Origin of the sequence: Cupriavidus taiwanensis (assembly GCF_900250115.1) — a bacterium.
GTDB classification, from domain to species: domain Bacteria; phylum Pseudomonadota; class Gammaproteobacteria; order Burkholderiales; family Burkholderiaceae; genus Cupriavidus; species Cupriavidus taiwanensis_B.
Map to the genome: position 1 here is coordinate 1263500 of NZ_LT984803.1, position 20287 is coordinate 1283786.

Annotated in this window: 14 protein-coding genes and 2 tRNA genes; 5 read left to right on the forward strand and 11 right to left on the reverse strand. The window is 68.5% G+C overall.

The genetic code is table 11. The features are described from left to right. Positions 1-15: 15 nt before the first annotated feature. Both CBM2586_RS06160 and CBM2586_RS06165 read right to left on the reverse strand, forming a co-directional pair. A complete protein-coding gene (locus CBM2586_RS06160; protein WP_115687037.1) occupies positions 16-4869 on the reverse strand; it encodes an NAD-glutamate dehydrogenase in 4854 nt (1617 codons plus the stop codon). Positions 4870-5047: 178 nt separating this feature from the next. Beyond that, complete coding sequence (locus CBM2586_RS06165) at positions 5048-5599, reverse strand: MarR family transcriptional regulator (RefSeq protein ID WP_115687038.1); 552 nt, start codon at positions 5597-5599, stop codon at positions 5048-5050. Between the two features lie 387 nt (positions 5600-5986). On the opposite strand from CBM2586_RS06165, the gene CBM2586_RS06170 reads away from it, so the two are divergent. Further along, positions 5987-7504, forward strand: a complete 1518-nt coding sequence (locus CBM2586_RS06170) for an acetyl-CoA hydrolase/transferase family protein (RefSeq protein ID WP_115687039.1) — start codon at positions 5987-5989, stop codon at positions 7502-7504. A 65-nt stretch (positions 7505-7569) separates the two neighbouring features. On the opposite strand, the gene CBM2586_RS06175 is transcribed toward CBM2586_RS06170, so the two are convergent. From CBM2586_RS06175 to CBM2586_RS06185, 3 genes are all read right to left on the reverse strand, one after another. Then, positions 7570-7929, reverse strand: coding sequence for a hypothetical protein (locus CBM2586_RS06175; RefSeq protein ID WP_115662384.1), 360 nt, complete (start codon positions 7927-7929; stop codon positions 7570-7572). Positions 7930-8252: 323 nt separating this feature from the next. Continuing rightward, on the reverse strand, positions 8253-9233 hold the full coding sequence (locus CBM2586_RS06180; protein ID WP_115662383.1) for a tripartite tricarboxylate transporter substrate binding protein BugE: 981 nt from the start codon (positions 9231-9233) through the stop codon (positions 8253-8255). Between the two features lie 340 nt (positions 9234-9573). Then, positions 9574-9649 (reverse strand) — tRNA-Lys (locus tag CBM2586_RS06185). A gap of 142 nt (positions 9650-9791) precedes the next feature. Here CBM2586_RS06185 and CBM2586_RS06190 point away from each other — a divergent pair. After that, positions 9792-10700: a LysR substrate-binding domain-containing protein gene (locus CBM2586_RS06190; RefSeq protein ID WP_115663772.1), complete on the forward strand. Its 909-nt coding sequence runs from the start codon at positions 9792-9794 to the stop codon at positions 10698-10700. A gap of 141 nt (positions 10701-10841) precedes the next feature. Then, entirely contained in the window at positions 10842-12230 is a 1389-nt protein-coding gene (locus tag CBM2586_RS06195) for an 8-oxoguanine deaminase (RefSeq protein ID WP_115687040.1), read from the forward strand. 126 nt (positions 12231-12356) lie between these two features. On the opposite strand, the gene CBM2586_RS06200 is transcribed toward CBM2586_RS06195, so the two are convergent. Beyond that, positions 12357-12432: transfer RNA gene (locus tag CBM2586_RS06200), tRNA-Lys, on the reverse strand. A 227-nt stretch (positions 12433-12659) separates the two neighbouring features. Here CBM2586_RS06200 and CBM2586_RS06205 point away from each other — a divergent pair. Beyond that, a complete protein-coding gene (locus CBM2586_RS06205) occupies positions 12660-12923 on the forward strand; it encodes a DUF1488 domain-containing protein (RefSeq protein ID WP_018006788.1) in 264 nt (87 codons plus the stop codon). Between the two features lie 187 nt (positions 12924-13110). Here CBM2586_RS06205 and CBM2586_RS06210 read toward each other — a convergent pair whose 3' ends face one another. From CBM2586_RS06210 to folD, 5 genes are all read right to left on the reverse strand, one after another. Beyond that, positions 13111-14904: a SulP family inorganic anion transporter gene (locus CBM2586_RS06210; protein ID WP_115687041.1), complete on the reverse strand. Its 1794-nt coding sequence runs from the start codon at positions 14902-14904 to the stop codon at positions 13111-13113. Between the two features lie 19 nt (positions 14905-14923). Beyond that, a complete protein-coding gene (gene hpaR / locus CBM2586_RS06215) occupies positions 14924-15442 on the reverse strand; it encodes a homoprotocatechuate degradation operon regulator HpaR (protein ID WP_172583262.1) in 519 nt (172 codons plus the stop codon). 109 nt (positions 15443-15551) lie between these two features. Next, complete coding sequence (xth, locus tag CBM2586_RS06220) at positions 15552-16382, reverse strand: exodeoxyribonuclease III (protein ID WP_172583261.1); 831 nt, start codon at positions 16380-16382, stop codon at positions 15552-15554. After that, the gene (locus tag CBM2586_RS06225; protein ID WP_115687042.1) at positions 16379-18463 is read right to left on the reverse strand and encodes a M3 family metallopeptidase; all 2085 of its coding nucleotides are present in this window, start codon (positions 18461-18463) and stop codon (positions 16379-16381) included. Before CBM2586_RS06225 ends, xth begins: the two co-directional genes overlap by 4 nt. 127 nt (positions 18464-18590) lie before the next feature. Continuing rightward, a complete protein-coding gene (gene folD / locus CBM2586_RS06230) occupies positions 18591-19442 on the reverse strand; it encodes a bifunctional methylenetetrahydrofolate dehydrogenase/methenyltetrahydrofolate cyclohydrolase FolD (RefSeq protein ID WP_092313523.1) in 852 nt (283 codons plus the stop codon). Positions 19443-19599: 157 nt separating this feature from the next. Here folD and CBM2586_RS06235 point away from each other — a divergent pair, with 157 nt between their 5' ends. Next, positions 19600-20280 carry a hypothetical protein gene (locus CBM2586_RS06235; protein ID WP_115662377.1) on the forward strand — a complete coding sequence of 227 codons (681 nt, stop codon included), beginning with the start codon at positions 19600-19602 and terminating at the stop codon, positions 20278-20280. Positions 20281-20287: the final 7 nt, after the last annotated feature.

Consider the following 20287-nt stretch of genomic DNA (forward strand, 5'->3'; position numbering starts at 1 on the left):
AGGCTGCCGGCGCGGCTAGCTCCGCTCCAGCATGCCGATCTCGCGCACCGCGACCGACAGCATCGACAGGCCCGCCGCCCCCGAGGCGCGCTGGTCCGCCAGCATGCGCGTGAAGCGTTCGAGCGCGCCGTGGCGGCTGGCGCGCCAGGCGTCGATCATCGCTTCCGGCGAGGCCTGATCCCCCGCCTGCGACAGCACGCTGACCGTCAGCGCGCGCTTGAGCCGTCCCAGATCATCCAGCGTGGTGGTGCGTGCCAGCAGGTCCCAGTGCGTGTCCGATGGCAGCGCCAGCGCGCGTTCGCGCAGCCAGCTGAAGCTGAGGTGGCTGTCCAGCGCGAAATAGACCCCCGCGACCAGGTCCAGGCTGCGCTCGCACGCCGCGGCCACTTCCGCGATGTCGAGCGCCGCGGCGGAAATCTCGCTGCCGGCCACGCGCGTGGCCAGCGTCTCGCCCACTCCCGCCTCGGTCAGCGCGCGCGTATGCTCCGCCAGCGCTGCAGCATCCGCCTGCGGCAATAGTTGCGGCAAGCGCGGCCCCAGCCACTGTGCCGCCTGCGCAAAGCGCGCCAGGTCTTCGCTGGCGCTGCTGCCGCTGCGCAGATAGCGGATGAACCACAGGCACGCGCGCTCCAGCAGCAGCGCCACCAGGCCAAACATGCGCGCCTGCTCGGCGTCGGCGACGCGATTGTCGAGCGCGTCGATTTCCTGCCACAGCGCGGTCAGGCCGAACACATCGCGCGCGATCAGGCAGGCGCGCACGATATCGGCGGGTCGCGCATCGGTTTCTTCCATGATCCGGTGCACGAAGGTGGCGCCGATGCGGTTGACCAGCATATTGGTCAGGTGCGTCGACAGGATTTCGCGCCGCAGCGGATGGCGCTGCATGGCCTCGCCATAGCGCTGGCGCAGCGGCACCGGGAAGTAATCGGCAAGCAGGCCGGCGACCAGCGTGTCTTCCGGCAAGTCCGAGCCCAGCAGTTCATCGTACAGCCACATCTTGCTGTAGGCCAGCAGCACCGCGCGCTCGGGCGAGGTCAGGCCTTCGCCGGCCAGCTTGCGCTCGGCAATGTCTTCGTCCGACGGCAGGAATTCCAGCGCGCGGTTGAGCCGCCCGGCACGTTCCAGCCAGCGCACCAGGCGCGCCTCGCCGTCGAGCAGCGCGCCGCTGCTGCGGCCCGCGACCGACAGCGCCTGGGTTTGGTAATAGTTGTCCTGCAGCACCAGCAGGCCGACTTCGTCGGTCATCTCGGCCAGCAGCTTGTTGCGCTGCTTCTCGGTCATCTCGCCGTCGGCAACCACCAGTCCCAGCAGGATCTTGATGTTGACCTCGTGGTCGGAGCAGTCGACGCCGGCCGAGTTGTCGATGGCATCGGTGTTGATGCGGCCGCCCCTGCGCGCGAACTCGATGCGGCCCAGCTGGGTAAAGCCGAGGTTGCCGCCTTCGCCGACTACTTTGCAGCGCAGTTCGTTGCCATTGACGCGCACCGCGTCGTTGGTGCGGTCGCCGGCCTGCAGGTGGGTCTCCTGGCTCGACTTGACGTAGGTGCCGATGCCGCCGTTGTAGAGCAGGTCCACCGGCGCCATCAGGATGGCGTGGATCAGTTCGGCCGGAGAAAGCGCGCTCGCCGTGATGCCGAGTACTGCCTGCACTTGCGGCGACAGCGGGATGGTCTTGGCCGTGCGTGGGTAGATGCCACCGCCAGCGGAAATCAGCGTGGCGTCGTAGTCGGCCCAGCTCGAGCGCGGCAGCCCGAACAGCCGCGCGCGTTCCTGCAGGCTGCGTGCGGGGTCGGGATCGGGATCGAGGAAGACGTGGCGGTGGTCGAACGCGGCCACCAGCCGGATATGCGGCGACAGCAGCATGCCGTTGCCGAACACGTCGCCCGACATGTCGCCGATGCCGGCCACGGTGAAGTCGGTGGACTGGATGTCGACGCCCATCTCGCGGAAATGCCGCTTGACCGATTCCCACGCGCCGCGCGCGGTGATGCCCATTTTCTTGTGGTCATAGCCGACCGAGCCGCCGGAGGCGAAGGCATCGCCCAGCCAGAATCCGTACTCGGCCGAGATCGCATTGGCGAAGTCCGAGAACGTGGCCGTGCCCTTGTCCGCGGCCACCACCAGGTAAGGGTCGTTGTCGTCGTGGCGCACCACCTCGGGCGGCGGCACCAGCTCGCCGCCGACGAGGTTGTCGGTCAGGTCCAGCAGCCCGCGCAGGAAGGTCTGGTAGCAGGCGATGCCTTCGCGCAGGAAGGCGTCGCGGTCGCCGGGGGGCGGCGGACGCTTGACCACGAATCCGCCCTTGGAGCCGACCGGCACGATCACCGTGTTCTTGACCATCTGGGCCTTCATCAGGCCCAGCACTTCGGTGCGGAAGTCCTCGCGCCGGTCCGACCAGCGCAGCCCGCCGCGCGCCACGCGGCCGCCGCGCAAATGCACACCTTCCACGCGCGGCGCGTAGACCCAGATCTCGAACATCGGGCGCGGCTCCGGCAGGCCTGGCACCAGGGCCGGATTGAACTTGAACGACAGGTACGGACGCGGCTGGCCATCCTCGCCGCGATGGAAATAATTGGTGCGCACGGTGGCGTTGATCACGCCAAGGAAGAGCCGCAGGATGCGGTCTTCGTCGAGGTTGGGGACCTTGTCCAGCGCCGTGCCGATGTCGGCCAGCAGCTTGTCGCAGCGCGCCTGGCGCGCGGTGTCGGCGGCGATCTGGCTGAAGGTGTCGAAGCGCGCGACGAACAGCGCCACCAGCATCGCGGCGATGCCGGCGTTGCCGGTCAGCGCGCGTTCGATATAGGCGTCGCTGAAGGTGGAGCCCACCTGGCGCAGGTAGCGCGCGTAGGCGCGCAGGATGGTGACGTCGCGCGCGGCGAGTTCGGCGCGCAGCACCAGGCGGTTGAGGTCGTCGTTCTCGATCTCGCCGTGCCAGGCGCGCGCGAAGGCATCCTCGAACAGCGCCTTGACGCGCGCGATGTCGAACTCCGCCGCGCCGCCGCCATCGGCGATCTCGAGCCCGAAGTCGTGCACCCATAGCGGTGCGCCGCCGTCGGGCTCGATCAGGTAGGGGCGCTCTTCATCGACGCGCACGCCCAGGTGCTCCAGCATCGGCAGGCTCAGCGACAGCGCGATCGGCTCGCCGGCGCGGTAGACCTTGAAGCGGAATGCGCCGGGCGCGGCCTCGATCGGCCGGTACAGGTTCATCGCCATGCCGTTGCCGCGCAGCGCATGCTCCATCAGCTCGATGTCGCGCACCGCGGTGCGGGCCGGATAGTCTTCGCGATAGCCGGCGGGGAACGAGCCGCCATAGCGCTGCAGCAGCCGGTTGCCTTGCTCTTCGCCGTGGCTTTCGTGCAGCGCCTCGGCGAGGTCGTCCTGCCAGCGGCGGCTGGCATGAACGATGCGCGCCTCCAGCTCCTGCGTGTCGACCTTGGGCATGGTGCCGGGCTCGCCGCGCACGGTCAGCTGGATACGCGCCAGCGGCGATTCCGACAGCAACGGCGTGAACTCGCAGCTGGTGCCGTGGAAGGCGGCGGTCAGCAGCTTCTGGATCTTCTGGCGCAGGTCGGTGTTGTACTTGTCGCGCGGCACGAACACCAGGCACGAGACAAAACGGTCGAAGCGGTCGCGCCGCACGAACAGCCGCGTGCGCTGGTGTTCCTGCAGCCGCAGGATGCCGGTGGTGATGTCGAACAGCTCGTCCTCGGTCGCCTGGAACAGTTCGTCGCGCGGATATTGCTCCAGGATGGTGACCAGCGACTTGTACAGGTGGCCCTTGGCGAGGAAGCCGGCGCGCGCCAGGATGTTGGCGCATTTGCGCCGCACCAGCGGAATCTCGGCGATCGGCGCCATGTAGGCGGTCGAGGTGTAGAGGCCGACGAAGCGCCGCTCGCCGAACAGCTGGCCGTTTTCGTCGAGCAGCTTGACGCCGACGTAGTCGAGATAGCCGGGGCGGTGCACGGTGGCGCGCGAATTGGCCTTGGTCACGAAGATCGGCGAACTGCCTTCGATGATCGCGGTGGCCGCCGCGGGCAGCGGGGTCAGGTCTTCGGCATCGGGCTCGCGCAGGCTTTCGCGCAGGATGCCGGCGCCGGAGCCGGCCACGCCGCGCAGGAAGTAGCGCCCGTCGCGCGCCACCAGCTGGTAGTCGCGCTGTCCTAGAAACGAGAAATGGTTGTCCATCATCCATTCCAGGAAGGCGCGCGCCTCGACGCTTTCCGGCGCGGCCGCGTCCGGCGCCTGTGCCATCGCGCCGATGGTGGCGCGCGTGATGTCGCACATCCTGGGCCAGTCTTCCACCGCGGCGCGCACGTCGACAAGCACTTGCGAGATGCCGTTGCGCAAGGCGTCTAGGCGCGACGATTCGCCCGTGCGGTCGATCTCGAAATGGATGAAGGACTCCAGGCGCGAGCTGTCGCCGGCCTCGCCGGCGCCGCCGGGGGCGATCCGCTCGATGCCGGTGCCGCCGCGCCAGACCCGGAACACCGGGTGGATGGCCGAATGCAGCGCCAGGCCCTGGCGGTTGATCTCCATGGTCACGGAGTCGACCAGGAACGGCATGTCGTCGTTGACGATCTCGACCACGGTGTGGTCGGAGTGCCAGCCGTGCTCTTCCAGGTTGGGGTTGTAGACGCGGATGCGGGCGCTGCCGGGGGTGAACTTCTGCGCCGTCTGCCAGTGCGCCATCACGGCGCCGTACAGGTCGGCCACTTCCCGCCGCAGCAGGTCTTCGGCGTCGGCCTGGTCGTAATAATGCAGCAGGAACGGCTCGACCACGCTGAACATCGCCGCCGGCAGCCGCCCGCGCGCGAAGTTGGCCAGTTCGTCCAGCAGGTGCGCGACCTTGTCTTCGTTCTCCTGCGGCATGTTCCCCTCCTCGCGGTGTCGATGGGTCGCCGGGGCATGTGCCGGGGCATGCTCATACTTTAGGAAAAATCCGAGTGCCCGGCGCAACAAAGTGGCGGGTAGCGGCGCTGGCGGGGGAAGGGAGACCGGCCGGGTCCCGGCGGCAATCCGCGGGACCGGCCTGGCAGAGATCAGGAGATCAGAAGCGCGCGGCGAGGCCGGGGCTGGAGGCGGGGCGATGCGCCACCGGCGGCAGGCCGGGGCAAGGCAGCGGCTGCGTGTGCCGTTCCTGGCGAGGGGCTTCGGCGACGACCCTGGCCTGGCGCGAGGTGTGGCCGTCCAGTGTCGCTTTCATCCGGTCCAGCAGGCTGGCCAGCGCGGCACGTTCCTGCGAATTGAAGGCCGCCACCGAGACGCTGTGCAGCGCGCTCAGGGCCTGCGCGGTGCGTTGTACCCGCGCGGTGGCGCCTTCCGCGAGGCGGGGTGCCAGCGTCGCGGTGTATTCGATCCAGCCGTCGCGGCGCAGTTCGTCGAGCATGGTCTCCGATTGTGCCGCGTCGAGCGGCATCGGACCGGCCAGCGGCAAGCCGCGCTTGAAGGCACCCTGGCGGATGGCCCGCAGCAGCAGCCACTGGGAATAGTTTAGGCCCGAGGCGCGCAGGGTCTGGTCCAACGCACCTTGCCAGGCGGTGACTGCATCAATCAGGGCAAGGACAACCGGCTCGCTGGGTTCGAGGGGTCTTGGCTGCATGAATGGCGTCTCCTGTTGTGGTTTGCCGCCACCGCAATGCACAGGCACCCGCGCGGGATGCAAGGGGCCGGAGCATGGCCGGCCCGGGCGGCACGGCCGCCGCAGCCTCTGGAGCGGGCTGGGTCGACCGAACGGCGAGACTACCAGAAACTTTTGCCAGATTTGTGACACTGCGGGAATGTCCTGAGCCGGTACCGCCCGATTGTGCCCGCGGCTGCGCCCGCCAGCTGCCATATTATGAAAAAAGCGACTTGAGTGGATGACTTTAAATCATCACTGGAATGAGCAGGGCTGGCTAAACTGCCTGGCGGAGACCCCGCACCAGCCACCAGGCCAGCACGGGGCGAACGGCGCAGGCACGTGCCGGCCGTCAGACCGGAGATCAAGATGTACAAGGAACGCATTCGCCTGGCCAGGCTGCATGACAAGGTAGTCGCGGCCGACGAAGCCGCCGCGCTGATCCGCGACGGCATGACGGTAGGCATGAGCGGATTCACGCGCGCGGGCGACTGCAAGGAAGTGCCGTTCGCGCTGGCGCGGCGCGCGGCCACCGAGCCGCTGCGCATCACCCTGATGACCGGCGCCTCGCTCGGCAACGACATCGACCGGGTGCTGGCCGAGGCCGACGTGATCGCCCGCCGCCTGCCATTCCAGTCCGATGCCACGCTGCGCCGCAAGATCAATGCCGGCGAAGTGATGTTCATCGACCAGCATCTGTCCGAGACCGTCGAGCAACTGCGCTCGGGCCAGATCGCGCCGGTCGACGTCGCGGTGGTGGAAGCGGTGGCGATCACCGAGCAGGGCGGCATCATCCCCAGCACCTCGGTGGGCAACTCGGCCAGCTTCGCCATGCTGGCGCGCAAGGTGATCGTCGAGATCAACCTGAACATGCCGCTGGAGCTGGAAGGGCTGCACGACATCTATTTCCCGGTGCAGCGTCCATACCGCCAGCCGATCCCGCTGATCGCGCCCGCGCAGCGCATCGGCCTGCCGTATATCCCGATCGATCCCGAGAAGATTGCGGCCATTGTCATCACCGCCAAGGATGATAGCCCGTCCAACGCGCTGCCGCCGGATGCCGACACCAGCCACATCGCCGGCCACCTCAATGAATTCCTGCTGCGCGAAGTGCGCGCCGGGCGGCTGTCGCCGTCGCTGCAGCCGCTGCAGGCCGGCATCGGCACCATCGCCAACGCGGTGCTGCACGGGATGGTCGAGTCGCCGTTCCGCGACCTGCAGATGTATTCCGAAGTGCTGCAGGACAGCACCATCGAGCTGCTCGATGCGGGGCGCCTGGCCTTCGCCTCGGCCTCGTCGGTGACGCTGACGCGCGAGGTGTACCGGCGCTTCCTGTCCAACCTGGAGCGCTACCGTTCGCGTCTGCTGCTGCGGCCGCAGGAAATCAGCAACCATCCGGAAATCCTGCGCCGGCTGGGGCTGATCACCATCAACACGGCGCTCGAGTGCGATATCTACGGCAATGTCAACTCGACCCACGTGGGCGGCACGCACATGATGAACGGCATCGGCGGTTCGGGCGACTTTGCCCGCAATGCGCACCTGTCGGTGTTCGTGACCAAGTCGGTGGCCAAGGGCGGCGATATCTCCAGCATCGTGCCGATGGTGGCGCACGTCGACCATACCGAGCACGACGTCGACATCATCGTCACCGAGCACGGCCTGGCCGACCTGCGCGGCCTGGCCCCACGCGAGCGCGCGCGCGCCGTCATCGCCAACTGCGCCGCCCCGCAATACCGCGACCTGCTGGGCGACTACTTCCGCCGCGCCTGCGCGCATGGCGGCCAGACCCCGCACCTGGTGGAAGAGGCGCTGTCCTGGCATGCCGCCTTCCGTGACCGCGGCACCATGCAGCCGGCGCGGCCGGCACCGGCGCTGGCCGCCTGAGCCCGGGCGATCCCGAAACGAAAACAGCCCGCGCAGGCGGGCTGTCAGGCCGGGCCAGGACGGCGTTATTGCCCCTTGGTGCCCTGGCTGGCGGGCGCCTTGACGCCGTCGGTGTAGGGGTCGGCCTTGCCGGTCTTGGCGCCGTCGGTGTAAGGATCGAACTTGCCGGACTTGGCGCCATCCGTATTCGGGTCGAACTTCTTGTCCGAGCTGGTCAGGTCCGACTTGGTCGACTGCCTGGCGCCGTCGGTGTAGGGGTCGAACTTGCCGGATTTGGCCGGATTCTGGTTCGGGCCGGCTTTCTTGGTGTGGCCGCCGCTGTAGAGATCGCCGCCGTCGGTGTAGTTTTTCTGTGCATGCGCCTGGGTCGCGCCGAGCGCGGCCAGGGCTGCGACGATCAGGGTCGGAATGGACTTCTTCAGCATCTTGTAATCCTCGCGAATGACGGTCGCGCAGCGCCTGCGCGAAACCGGTTTTGGGGCCGGACGTTGGCCGGTCGACTGCCGGCGCGTGTGGCGGAGCACCCGATAAATGTACCGAGTCGGCGCGTGTCCGCAAAGTGAAAGTTTCTTCCAGACGTATTGAAGGTTACCGACACGGTGCGCGTACTGTGCGGGATCAAACGTCGCAGGAATAGGACGAATCCGAGTGTCGCGCGGCGCATGCCGAGGCCGCGCGCATAAAAAAACCGGCTGTTCGTGGCAGCCGGTTTTCTGGGCACCGGGACGGCCGATGCCATCCGACCGGCTTATTCCAGCGTGATGTTCTGGTCGCGCGCGATCTTCTTGCGCAGGTCCAGCTCGCGCTTGATCTGGGCGGCGTATTGCGCCGGCGTGTTGCCATCGGTGTAGGCCCCGCTGTCGGCCAGGCGGCGCTTGACGTTGGGATCCTGCAGTGCCTTGACCGCGGCGTCGTGCACGCGGGTGATGATCGCCGCCGGCGTGCCGGCCGGGGCCACCAGCCCGTACCAGGCCATGTTGTTCATGTCCTTCATGCCGGCTTCGGCAAAGGTGGGCACGTCGGGCAGGCCCTCGACCCGCTTGGGCGCCGCCACCGCCAGGGCGCGCAGCTTGCCGGCCTGGATGTGCGGCATCGACGACGGCAGGTTGTCGAACTGCGCGTTGACCTGGCCGGCCAGCGTGTCGTTCAGCGCCGGGCCCGATCCGCGGTACGGGATGTGGACCATGTCGGTCTGGGTGATGTCCTTGAACAGTTCCCCGTCCAGGTGCGAGATGCTGCCCTTGCCGGCCGAGGCGTAGCTGTACTTGCCCGGGTTGGCCTTCAGCATCGCGACGAATTCCTTCAGGCTCTTGGCCGGAACCTTCGGATTCACCGTCAGCACGTTGGGCACGTTGACCAGATTGGTGATCGGCGCGAAGTCCTTGAGCGGATCGTACGGATTCTTGGGGTTGGTGGCCGGGTTGGTCGCCATGGTGCTGACCGTGGCGATGCCCAGCGTGTAGCCGTCCGGCGCCGACTTGGCCAGCGCGTCGGCACCGATGGCGCCGCCGCCGCCGCCGCGGTTTTCCACCACCACCGGCTGGCCCAGTTCACGGCCCAGGCCGTCGGACACCGCCCGCGCCACGATATCGGTGGTGCCGCCGGCGGCGAACGGCACGATCAGGCGGATCGGCTTGGCAGGGTAGGACTGGGCGTGCGCCAGGCCGGCGTGGGCCAGGCCAAGGGCCGCGATGCATGCGGCTGCGCCGGCGTTAAGGACTGCTTTCAAGGAGGGCCTCCATTCTTCTTTCACTGATTCGCCAGCCAGGCTGCAGGCGTGTCCGCGGATCGGCTAAGGATCGCGCGCCCGCGCTGTCAGTCTGTCCCGGGCTGGCATGACCGGGCCGTGCCGGGATGCGGTACGGCCGGCGCCATGCGATAGTTCCGCGATACGGAACTATGTTCCACAATGGCGCGGGAGCGATTCAACCGGGAAAGCGCCTGCAGGGGAATTGGTGAGAACCCGCGTATCAAGCCTCGGGCTGCGCTGCCGATCGCGCGTGCGTGGCCGGGAGGCAAGCGCCAAAGCAAAAAGCCGGAAGCAAGGCTTCCGGCTTTTCTGAATTCGCTGGTGGGGCGTGAGTGACTCGAACACTCGACCTACGGATTAAGAGTCCGCTGCTCTACCAACTGAGCTAACGCCCCAACGAAGAGAAAGATTGTAGCAAGGTATCGGATGCGGCGCAATAGCCTTTGCGGCATTTTTTACGATGCCAGGCCGCTACAATGCCAGGCCGCCGTCATGCGCGTCGGCGCTCGCCACCGCATCCACCTTTTTGCCAGATCCATGCACGCCAGAGTCCTGCGCTATCTCGACGAGGTCGTCCGCCGCGGCTCCATCCGCAAGGCGGCCGAGCATCTGCACGTGGCGCCGACCGCGGTCAACCGGCAGATCCTGGACCTGGAGGCGGAACTGGGCGCGCCGATGTTCGAGCGCATCAACAAGCGCCTGCGGCTGACGCCGCTGGGCGAGATGGTGCTGGCCCACGTGCGCCAGACCCTGCGCGAGCACGAGGCGCTGCGCGAGCGTATCGAGGACTTCAAGGGCGCGCGCCGGGGCGAGGTCACGGTGGCGGTGACGGCGGGCCTGGCGGGCTCGCTGATGCCTTCGCTGGTGCATGATTTCCGCCAGCGCTATCCGGGCATCGTGGTGCGCGTCAATGACCTGCCGGTGGCCGATATCGTGGCGGCGGTGGAGCAGGGCGACGCCGACCTCGGGCTGGGCTATGACCTGCCGGAACTGCCGGCCTTCCGCGCGCTGGCCAGCAGCGACTGGCAGATCGGCGCGGTGGTGCTGCCTGACCATGCGCTGGCGGCACGGCCCTCGGTGCTGCTGAGCGAATGTGTCGGCTATCCGCTGATCCTGCCGGCGCCGTCGCTGTCGATCCGCGGCATCCTCGATGCGGCCTTTGCGCGTAATGCGATCGAGGTGTCGCCGGTGGCGGAGTCGACCTCGACCGTGCTGATCCGGCAGCTGGTGCTGCTGGGTACCGGCATCGCGCTGCTCAACCCGCTCGACGTGATGGAGGAGCGCGCGCGCCAGGCGCTGGTGTACGTGCCCTTGCGTGATCGCCACCTGCAGGGTCAGACGCTGACGCTGGTGGCGCGCGCCGGCGGCCAGCTCGGCGCCGCGGCGGGGCTGATGGCCGAGCGCATCGGCGACGCGCTGGCGACGCTGTTCGCGCAGGCCCGCTGAGCCGGGTTGCTGGCAGCTGTCCACTTTTTGTGGACAGGCTGCTCGGAATTCTATGCTTGGGAGGCGGCAACACGCCGCCGTAGACTTGGCGGCAGATCGCACTGCCCCCAATCCCATCCGCTTCCAAAGAGGAATTCCGCCATGACCCTGATTGCCCTCAATGCCGACGTCCTGGTGACCATGGACGCGCAGCGCCGCGAGATCCGCGACGGCGCGCTGGTCGCCGAGGGCCCCGCCGTGCAATGGGTCGGCCCTACCGCCGAGTTGCCGCCGCAGTACCGGCGCATGGTCGACGACGGCAGCGCGCAGGTGCTCGACATGCGCGGCCGCGTGGTCACGCCCGGGCTGGTCAACACGCACCACCACATGTACCAGAGCCTGACGCGCGCGGTGCCGGCGGCGCAGGATGCCGAGCTGTTCTCGTGGCTGACCAACCTGTACATGCTGTGGTCGCACCTGACGCCGGAAATGATCGCGGTGTCGACCAAGACCGCGATGGCTGAGCTGATGCTGTCTGGCTGCACCACCACCAGCGACCACCTCTACCTGTTCCCCAACGGTTCGCGGCTGGATGACTCGATCGCCGCGGCGCAGGAGATGGGCATGCGCTTCCATGCCGCGCGCGGCTCGATGAGCGTGGGCCGCAGCAAGGGCGGGCTGCCGCCGGACGTGGTGGTCGAAGAAGAGGCTGCGATCCTGCGCGACAGCCGGCGGCTGGTGGAGCAGTACCACGACAGCGCGCGCCACGCGATGCTGCGCGTGGTGCTGGCGCCGTGCTCGCCATTCTCGGTATCGCGCGACCTGATGCGCGAATCGGCGGTGATGGCGCGGCACTACGGCGTGTCGCTGCATACGCACCTGGCCGAGAACGACAACGACATCGCCTATTCGCGCGAGAAATTCGGCCTGACGCCAGCGCAGTATGCCGAGGACCTCGGCTGGGTCGGCCACGACGTGTGGCACGCGCACTGCGTCAAGCTGGACCACGAGGGCATCGCGCTGTTCGCGCGGACCGGCACCGGGGTGGCGCATTGCCCGTGCTCTAACATGCGGCTGGCATCGGGCATCGCGCCGGTGCGTGCCATGCGCGACGCCGGCGTGCCGGTGGGGTTGGGCGTGGACGGCAGCGCGTCGAACGACGGCGCGCATATGCTGGGCGAGGCGCGCCAGGCGCTGCTGCTGCAAAGGGTCGGCTACGGTCCGGCCGCGATGAGCGCGCGCGAGGCACTGGAAATCGCTACGCTGGGCGGCGCGCGCGTGCTCAACCGCGACGATATCGGCGCGCTGGCGCCGGGCATGTCGGCGGACTTCATCGCCTTCGACCTGTCGTCGGTCGGGTTTGCCGGCGCTGGCCACGACCCGGTGGCGGCCCTTGTGTTCTGCACGCCGGCCAATGTCGCGAGCAGCGTGATCAATGGCAGGGAAGTGGTGCGTGACGGCGAGCTGCTGACGGCCGACCTGCCCGCGGTACTGCTGCGCCATCGCGCGCTGGCGCGCACGCTGTTCGAGCGAGCCAGCCTCGGCGCGTGACGAAGTGCCGTTGCGGCACGGGCGCTGGACTGTGCCACAACGGACCAGCGCGGCCGGGGTCGCCCAAGGCAAACGCCAAAGCAAAAGGCCGGAAGCATCGCTGCTTCCGGCCTTTCTTGTATTCGCTGGTGGGGCGTGAGTGACTCGAACACTCGACCTACGGATTAAGAGTCCGCTGCTCTACCAACTGAGCTAACGCCCCAACGAAGAACGAGATTCTAGCATGATTTCCGGCGCTGTCAATTGCCTGACACGATTGCCATGGCAAGGCTGCGCGAACGTGCAGGCGCGCGAAGGGCTCGGCCGACGGAACCGAACGGCGGTCGCCGTGGTCTTCCGAATGAATCCGATTGCACAGGGTTCTACCCATACGATTTTGCCGGAGCCATGTTAGGATGTTTCTCCACTTGCATATGGAGGGCTGCACCGATGGATATCAAATTCCAAGAGCAAGAGCGCTACGACATCAATAACGAAGGCTTGTTGTTCCAGGCACTTGTCAATGGCGAGAAGGTGACTTGCGTGGTGACACGCGAAGCACTGTGGGAAGGTTTCAGCGCCGACCAGGTGTTGTCACTGGAAGAAGCATTCCGCGCCGGCCGCGAAACCATCGAACGCGCCGCCGTGGTGCTGATCGAGCAGGGCGCACCGCAGCCTATCGTCGTCAAGCGCGCCCACGTGGCGCCAATCTGATGCGGATGGATGCCCCGGCCCGCCCCAGGCAAGCCGCGGGCGCCCATCTGCAATCAGGTAACAGAGCATAGGCCGTCCGGCCTTGCTTGCCAGCCGGCGCCGCCGGCCCAGGCAGTCCCCAGTTTCTTCCGCTTTTCTTTTTTTGCCGCCGTGAGCGTGGCGAAGCGCGCCTGTGCAGGCGCTCCGTTTACGGCCGCGCGGATGCCGCCGGCGCCGCCGTGGCGCCGGGCCGCGACGCGCATTCCTCGAAGATGCGCACCGTGCAGCGGGCGCAGACTTCCGGCGACAGCTGACCGATGATGGTGTGCAGCGCCTGCCGCTTGGTCGGAAACACATGGTCGGCGCCGAGCTTGTCGGTAAAGCCGGTCTGGGCCCAGGTCTGCAGTACCTGCGTGCGGGGACGGTGGAAGTACAGGTCGCCGCCGAGCGCGCGGCGCTCGCTCAGTTCGTATTCCCACATTTCCGCGCCGGCGAGGTCGATGAAATTCATGCTCTTGGTCATCGCCAGCAGGTGGGTCTGGCCGGCATTGACGGTGCGCAGCCAGTGCAGGCGGTCGGTCACGTATTGCACCGCGCCGAAGTAGATCGCACCCTCCATGCGCAGCAGCTTGAGCTGTGGGCATTCCGGCTGCGGCCGGCGCAGCTCGTCCAGCGGCGTGAAGCGCCGGCCGGGGTCGTCGGCATCCGGCACCAGGCTGCGCACGGCGGGCCGCGAGGTGCGGTACAGGTAGGCCACCAGCGACAGCACGGTGCCGAGCAGCACTGCCATTTCGAGCCGGATCACCAGCGTGGCGGCAAAGGTGCCGATGGCGATCGCGAACTCGGTACGGCTGAGCGTGAAGATGCGGCGCAGCCGCGCGATGTCGAGCAGGCCCCACGCCACCAGCAGCAGCATCGCCGCGATCGCCGCCATCGGGATCTGCGCCAGCAGCGGCGCGCTGACCGCGACCAGCGCCACCAGCCACAGCGCCGAGAACACGCTCGCCAGCGGCGTGCGCGCGCCGGCCTCGAAATTGGGCACCGAACGGTTGAGCGAGCCGCAGGAGATATAGCCGGAGAAGAAGCCCCCCGCGATATTCGACAGGCCCTGGCCGATGAATTCGCGGTTGGCGTCGATATGCTGGCCCGAGCGCAGCGCCACCGCCTTGGCGATCGAGATCGACTGGCCCAGCGCGACGATGGTCAGCGCCGCGGCGATGCCGAGCAGGTCGGGCAGCTTGCGCCAGTCGACCTCCGGCACCTGGAAGTGGGGCAGCGCCGACGGAATCGGCCCGACCACGTTGACGTGGTGGCCGCCGGCCTGGTTCAGCAGCAGCGCCACGCCATAGCCGGCGAGCAGGCCCAGCAGCAAGAACGGCAGGCGCCGCCACAGCCGCTTGCACAAGAGCGTCACCGCCAGCGTGACCGCGCCGACCATGGTCGCGTCCCAGTTGATGGCCTCGGCATGCTCGAACAGGTGGCGCAGCACGCCGAAGGCGCTGGTGCCGGTCGGCACCGACAGGCCGAACAGATCCTTCAGCGCATACAGGCCGATCAGCGTCGCCGCGCCGCAGGTAAAGCCGAGCAGCACCGACGGCGAAATAAAGTTGGCCAGCGAGCCCAGCCGCAGCGTGCCCACCGCCAGCTGCATCACGCCCACCACGATGGTCACCGCCAGCGCCAGGCCGATATAAGCCGGGCTGCCCGCGAACGCGAGCGGGCTCAGCATCGCGAACAGCGCCAGCGAGTTGGCGTTGGTCGGCCCCGACATGACGTGCCAGCTGGAACCGAACAGCGCCGCCACGATGCACGGCACCACCGCGCTGTAGATGCCGTACTGCGGCGGCAGGCCGGCCAGCGTGGCGAACGCCACCCCCTGCGGCAATACCAGCACGGCGCCGAGCAGCCCCGCCACCAGGTCGGCGCGCAGCGTGGTCGGGCCGACGCGCTGGCTCCATGGGAACAGGCGTGGCAGCAGCGATGCGGTGGTCGGCGCGGGCATTGGCAAGGAATGGGGCGGGCTAGCCGGCTGCGCCGCCGCGTCCGGACGGCGGCAAGGCAGCGGCGGCTGGCGCGGTGGATTGAGGTGCGGCCGGCTGCGGGCCCAGGCTGGCCAGCATGGCGTCGAGCGCGCGGTAGACCTCGGCCAGACGCTCGGCCCCGAGCTGCTGAGCGAGCTGCTGGTAGCGGGCGTCGATCAGCGGCTCCATCCCGGCGATGACATCGTGCGCGGCGGCGGTCAGGCTGACCAACTGGCGGCGCTGGTCGGTGGCCGAGCGCGTGCGTGCCACCAGCCCGGCGTCTTCCATGCCGGCCAGCATGCGCGTCAGGCTCGGGCTCAGGATCAGGCAGGCCTCGGCAAGCTGGTTGGGCTCCATCGGCCCGCGCTCGTTGAGCGTGCGCAGCACGCGCCATTGCTGCTCGGTCACGCCGAACTGCCGCAGGATCGGCCGGAAGCCGGCCAGCAACGCTTCGCGCGCTTGCAGCAGCAGGTGAGGGAGATTGCGATGGCGAAACATGGCCTGGCCGGAAGGGCTCATGCCCGCAGTGTAGCGGGCACGGCAGCGCGCGGCGAGCGGGGCTTGCCCGGGCTTGCCTGAACCCGCGCCACGCGCCAGCGCGGCCGGCGCGCGCGCAGGGCGGCGCGGCTCAGCCGCAATGCAGGGTCGCCACCACCGGCGTGTGGTCGGACGGCTGTTCCCACGTGCGCGGCACCCGGTCGATCACGCAGGCGGTGCACTGCCCGGCCAGCGTCGGCGACAGCAGGATATGGTCGATGCGCAGCCCGGCATTGCGCCGGAACGCCAGCATGCGGTAATCCCACCACGAGAATGCCTTGTCCGGCTGCTCGAACTTGCGGAACGCATCGGCCAGGCCCAGTTCGAGCAGCGCGGCAAAGGCGGCGCGCTCCGGCGGCGAGACCAGGTTCTGGCCCTCCCACTTGGCCGGGTCGTGCACGTCGCGGTCCTCCGGCGCGATATTGAAGTCGCCCAGCAGCGCCAGCCGCGGGTGGCGCGCCATTTCGTCGCGCAGCCACGCGGTCATCGCGTCGAGCCATTGCAGCTTGTAGGCGAACTTGTCCGAGTCGGGCGCCTGCCCGTTGGGGAAATAGGCGCAGACCAGGCGCAGGTCGCCATAGGTGGCGGCGATCACGCGTTGCTGCGCGTCCTCGAAGCCGGGGATGTTGCGCACCACGTCGACGGGACCCGGCATGCTCGCGTCGCGCGCCAGGATGGCGACGCCGTTGTAGGTCTTCTGGCCGGTGTAGACGCTGTGGAAACCGGCGTTCTCCAGTTCGGCCAGCGGGTACTTGTCGTCGGGCAGCTTCAGTTCCTGCAGGCACAGCGCGTCGATCGGCGCGCCGGCCTGGTCCTGTTCGGCCAGCCATTGCAGCACCTGCGGCAGGCGTACCTTGAGCGAATTGACGTTCCAGCTGGCGATGCGCAGCGGGCCCTGGCCCGGCAGTCCCAGCGCGCTCATGCCGCCATCCCGCCGTGGCGCAGCAGCGCGTCGATCTGCGGCGCGCGGCCGCGGAACGCCACGAACGAGTCCATCGCGGGGCGGCTGCCGCCCACCGACAGGATCTCGCGCTGGTAGCGCGCGCCGGTTTCGCTGTCGAGCACCGTGCCGGACAGCTGCGCGGCCTCTTCGAACGCCGCGTAGACATCGGCCGACAGCACTTCGGCCCACTTGTAGCTGTAATAGCCCGCGGCATAGCCGCCGGCGAAGATATGGCTGAAGGTATTCGGCCAGCGCGACAGCGGATGCTGCGGCACCACGTGGACGCGGTCGTTGATCTGGCGCGACAGCTCCAGCACCGAGGTGGCGCCCGCGGGGTCGAAGTCGGTATGCAGGTGCATGTCGAACGACGAGAACACGATCTGGCGCAGCGTCATCATGCCGTTCTGGAAGTTCTTTGCCGCCAGCATGCGGTCGAACAGCGCGCGCGGCAGCGGCGCGCCGGTGTCGACGTGCTGCGTCATGCCGGTCAGCACTTCGTACTCCCAGCAGAAGTTCTCCATGAACTGCGACGGCAGCTCCACCGCGTCCCACTCCACGCCGTTGATGCCCGACACGCCCAGCTCGCCCACCTGCGTCAGCATGTGGTGCAGGCCGTGGCCGAACTCGTGGAACAGGGTGATGACCTCATCGTGCGTGAACAGCGCGGGCTTGTCGCCGACCGGTGCCGAGAAATTGCAGGTGAGGTAGGCCACCGGGGTCTGCACGCCGCCGTGCTCGAGCACCTTGCGGCCGCGCGCGTCGTCCATCCACGCGCCGCCGCGCTTGCCTTCGCGCGCGTACAGGTCGATGTAGAACTGCGCCAGCAGCGTGCCGTCGGCGGTGCTGACGCGGAAGAAGCGCGCGTCCGGGTGCCAGGTCTGCGCCTGCTCGGGCTCGATGCGCACCGAAAACAGCTTCTGCACCACGCCGAACAGGCCCTCGAGCACCTTGGCTTCCGGGAAATACTGCTTGACCTCGTGTTCGGAGAACGCATAGCGCTGCTGGCGCAGCTTCTCCGAGGCATAGGCCACGTCCCACGGCGCCAGTTCCGGCAGGCCCAGCTCGGCCGCGGCAAAGGCCTTCAGCTCGGTCCAGTCCTGCTCGGCGTAGGGACGCGCCTTGACCGCCAGTTCGTCGAGGAACTTGAGTACCTCGGCGGGCGACTCGGCCATCTTCGGCACCAGCGAGACTTCGCCATAGCACTGGTAGCCCAGCATCTGCGCCTCTTCGCGGCGCAGCGCCAGCTGCTCGCGCATATTGGCGGTGTTGTCCCAGTCGGCCTGGCCCTGGCCGTGCTGCGGCCCGAGCTCGGACGCGCGCGTGACGTTGGCCTCGTACAGGGTCTGGCGCAGCCCGCGGTCGTCGGCGTATTGCAGCACCGGGAAATAGGAGGGGAAGTGCAGCGTGAACTTCCAGCCGGCCTTGCCATCCTTCTGCGCGGCATGGCGGGCGGCTTCACGGGCATCGTCGGGCAGGCCGGCCAGGCGCGCCTCGTCCTCGACGATCAGCGCGTAGGCGTTGGTCGCGTCCAGCACGTGGTCGGAGAAGGCCTTGGACAGCTGGGCCTGCTGCTCCTGGATCTCGGCAAAGCGCGGCTTCTTGTCCTCGGGCAGTTCGGCGCCGCCCAGGCGGAAGCCGCGCAGCTCGTTCTCGATCAGCTGGTGGCGCGCCGCGCTCATGCCGGCGAACTCGGGGCTGGCCGCCAGCGCCTTGTACTTGTCGTACAGCGCCAGGCTCTGGCCCAGCGAAGACCAGAACTCGGTGATGCGCGGCAGGTTCTCGGCATGCGCCTGGCGCAGCTCGGGCGTGTCGGCGACGGCGCTGAGGTGGCTGACCACGCCCCAGGCGCGGCCCAGCGGCTCGGTGGCAGCTTCCAGCGCCTGCACGGCGTTGGCCCAGTCGGCGGGCGTGGCGGGATCCTCGGCGCGGGCGACCGCCTGTTGCGCGCGCTCCAGCAGCACGTCGAGCGCGGGGCTGATGTGCTCGGGCCGGATCTCGGCAAAGCGGGGCAGGTCGGAAAAGTCCAGCAGCGGGTTGGTGGCGTTGGCGGCGTGGTCCATGGCGTGTTCTCGGTTGGCTGCTCGGTTGGCTGGTCTTGGTCAGGCAATATTCCCGCAGATGGGGCCGGGGCGGCGGATTTTCCAGTGCCCCGGGTGGCGCATCCTGCGCCGCCGGCAAGGCGCGGGCTCAGCCCGCGGCGCGCTCGGCGGCCTCCAGCGTATTGATCAGCAGCATGGTGATGGTCATCGGCCCCACGCCGCCCGGCACCGGCGTGATGTAGCCGGCAACTTCGCGCACGCCGGCGAAGTCGACATCGCCGCACAGCTTGCCGTGGTCATCGCGGTTCATGCCGACATCGATCACCACCGCGCCGGGCTTGACCATGTCGGCGGTGATCAGGTTGCGCTTGCCGACCGCGGCCACCACCACGTCGGCGTCGCGGGTGTGGGCGCCGATATCGCGGGTCTTGCTGTTGCAGATGGTGACGGTGGCGCCGGCCTGCAGCAGCAGCATCGCCATCGGCTTGCCGACGATGTTGGAGGCGCCGACCACCACGGCACGCGCGCCGCGCAGCGGGTACTGGATCGATTCCAGCATCTTCATGCAGCCGTAAGGCGTGCACGGGCGGAACAGCGGGGCGCCGGTCATCAGCGCGCCGGCGTTGGCGACGTGGAAGCCGTCGACGTCCTTTTCCGGTGCGATCGCTTCCAGCACCTTGTGGCTGTCGATGTGCCTGGGCAGCGGCAACTGCACCAGGATGCCGTGGATGCGGGGATCGCGGTTGAGGGCGTCGATGCGGGCCAGCAGGTCGGCCTCGGACAGGTCGGCCGGATAGCGGTCCAGCGACGAATGGAAGCCGTTGTCCTCGCACGCCTTGACCTTGTTGCGCACGTAGACCTGGCTGGCCGGGTCTTCGCCCACCAGCACCACGGCCAGGCCGGGCTGGTGGCCGCGCTCGGTCAGGCGGGCGGCGCGCTGGGCGGCTTCGGAGCGGATTTGCTTGGCAAGGGCGTTGCCGTCGATCAGTTGGGCAGGCATGGAGGCAGGGCGGGATGATGGCGAGAAGGTGGCGGCGCCGGCCCGCGCTGGCGCGCGGCAGGGCCAAAGGCGGAATTATAAGGGTTGCGCGAGGCGTGTCGCACGGAGCTTGACCGCCGGCAGCCCTCGCGCCCCCGGCCACTGGTAGCATCGGCACATGCCTACCGCGCTCGCCTCGACCTGGTCCACTCCGCTGCTGGTGCTGCTGTCCGTATCCGCGCTGCTATGGGCGCTGACGCGCCGGCCCTGGCGGCTGTTGCGCCGCGATGCCCTGCAGAACGCCTGGCTCGGCGCGATGCTGCTGGTGGCGCTGCTGTGGACGGTGCGCGCGACGCTGGCCGGCGGCATGGTGATCCAGCTGCTCGGCGCCACGCTGATGGTGACGCTGTTCGGGCTGCCGCTGGCGCTGCTGTCGCTGTTTGCCGCGGACGTGGTCTCGCTGCTGGGGCTGGAGTACCTGGCCGGGCACGGCTGGAGCCAGTTCGACTGGGCCGCGCTATGGGTGCGCTATGTCTGGCTGGCGCTGCTGCCGGCGCTGCTCTCGGCGGGCCTGCAGGCGGCGATGCGGCGCCTGCTGCCGCGCCACCCGTTCATCTTTATCCTGGGGCACGGCTATTTCACCGCGGGGCTGGCCGCGCTCGGGGCGGGCGCGGCGCAAGCGGGGTGGCGCTACCTGACGGTGCCGGGGCAGTCCCTGAGCCTTGCGGATGCGCTGCTCGGGGCCGTCATCCTGGCCTTTGGCGAGGCCTTTCTCACCGGCATGCTGGTCGCGGTCTTTGTGGTCTATCGGCCACAATGGGTGGTGACATTCCGCGACGAGGATTACCTCGGGCGTTGAGCGGTGT

Excerpts from the sequence above, each read along its gene's own strand:
- CBM2586_RS06165 (WP_115687038.1), bottom strand. The coding sequence starts at position 5,599 with ATGCAGCCAAGACCCCTCGAACCCAGCGAGCCGGTTGTCCTTGCCCTG.
- CBM2586_RS06225 (WP_115687042.1), bottom strand. The coding sequence starts at position 18,463 with ATGGACCACGCCGCCAACGCCACCAACCCGCTGCTGGACTTTTCCGAC.
- hpaR (WP_172583262.1), bottom strand. The coding sequence starts at position 15,442 with ATGAGCCCTTCCGGCCAGGCCATGTTTCGCCATCGCAATCTCCCTCAC.
- folD (WP_092313523.1), bottom strand. The coding sequence starts at position 19,442 with ATGCCTGCCCAACTGATCGACGGCAACGCCCTTGCCAAGCAAATCCGC.
- CBM2586_RS06235 (WP_115662377.1), top strand. The coding sequence starts at position 19,600 with ATGCCTACCGCGCTCGCCTCGACCTGGTCCACTCCGCTGCTGGTGCTG.
- CBM2586_RS06205 (WP_018006788.1), top strand. The coding sequence starts at position 12,660 with ATGGATATCAAATTCCAAGAGCAAGAGCGCTACGACATCAATAACGAA.
- CBM2586_RS06195 (WP_115687040.1), top strand. The coding sequence starts at position 10,842 with ATGACCCTGATTGCCCTCAATGCCGACGTCCTGGTGACCATGGACGCG.
- CBM2586_RS06210 (WP_115687041.1), bottom strand. The coding sequence starts at position 14,904 with ATGCCCGCGCCGACCACCGCATCGCTGCTGCCACGCCTGTTCCCATGG.
- CBM2586_RS06170 (WP_115687039.1), top strand. The coding sequence starts at position 5,987 with ATGTACAAGGAACGCATTCGCCTGGCCAGGCTGCATGACAAGGTAGTC.
- CBM2586_RS06175 (WP_115662384.1), bottom strand. The coding sequence starts at position 7,929 with ATGCTGAAGAAGTCCATTCCGACCCTGATCGTCGCAGCCCTGGCCGCG.
- CBM2586_RS06160 (WP_115687037.1), bottom strand. The coding sequence starts at position 4,869 with ATGCCGCAGGAGAACGAAGACAAGGTCGCGCACCTGCTGGACGAACTG.
- xth (WP_172583261.1), bottom strand. The coding sequence starts at position 16,382 with ATGAGCGCGCTGGGACTGCCGGGCCAGGGCCCGCTGCGCATCGCCAGC.
- CBM2586_RS06190 (WP_115663772.1), top strand. The coding sequence starts at position 9,792 with ATGCACGCCAGAGTCCTGCGCTATCTCGACGAGGTCGTCCGCCGCGGC.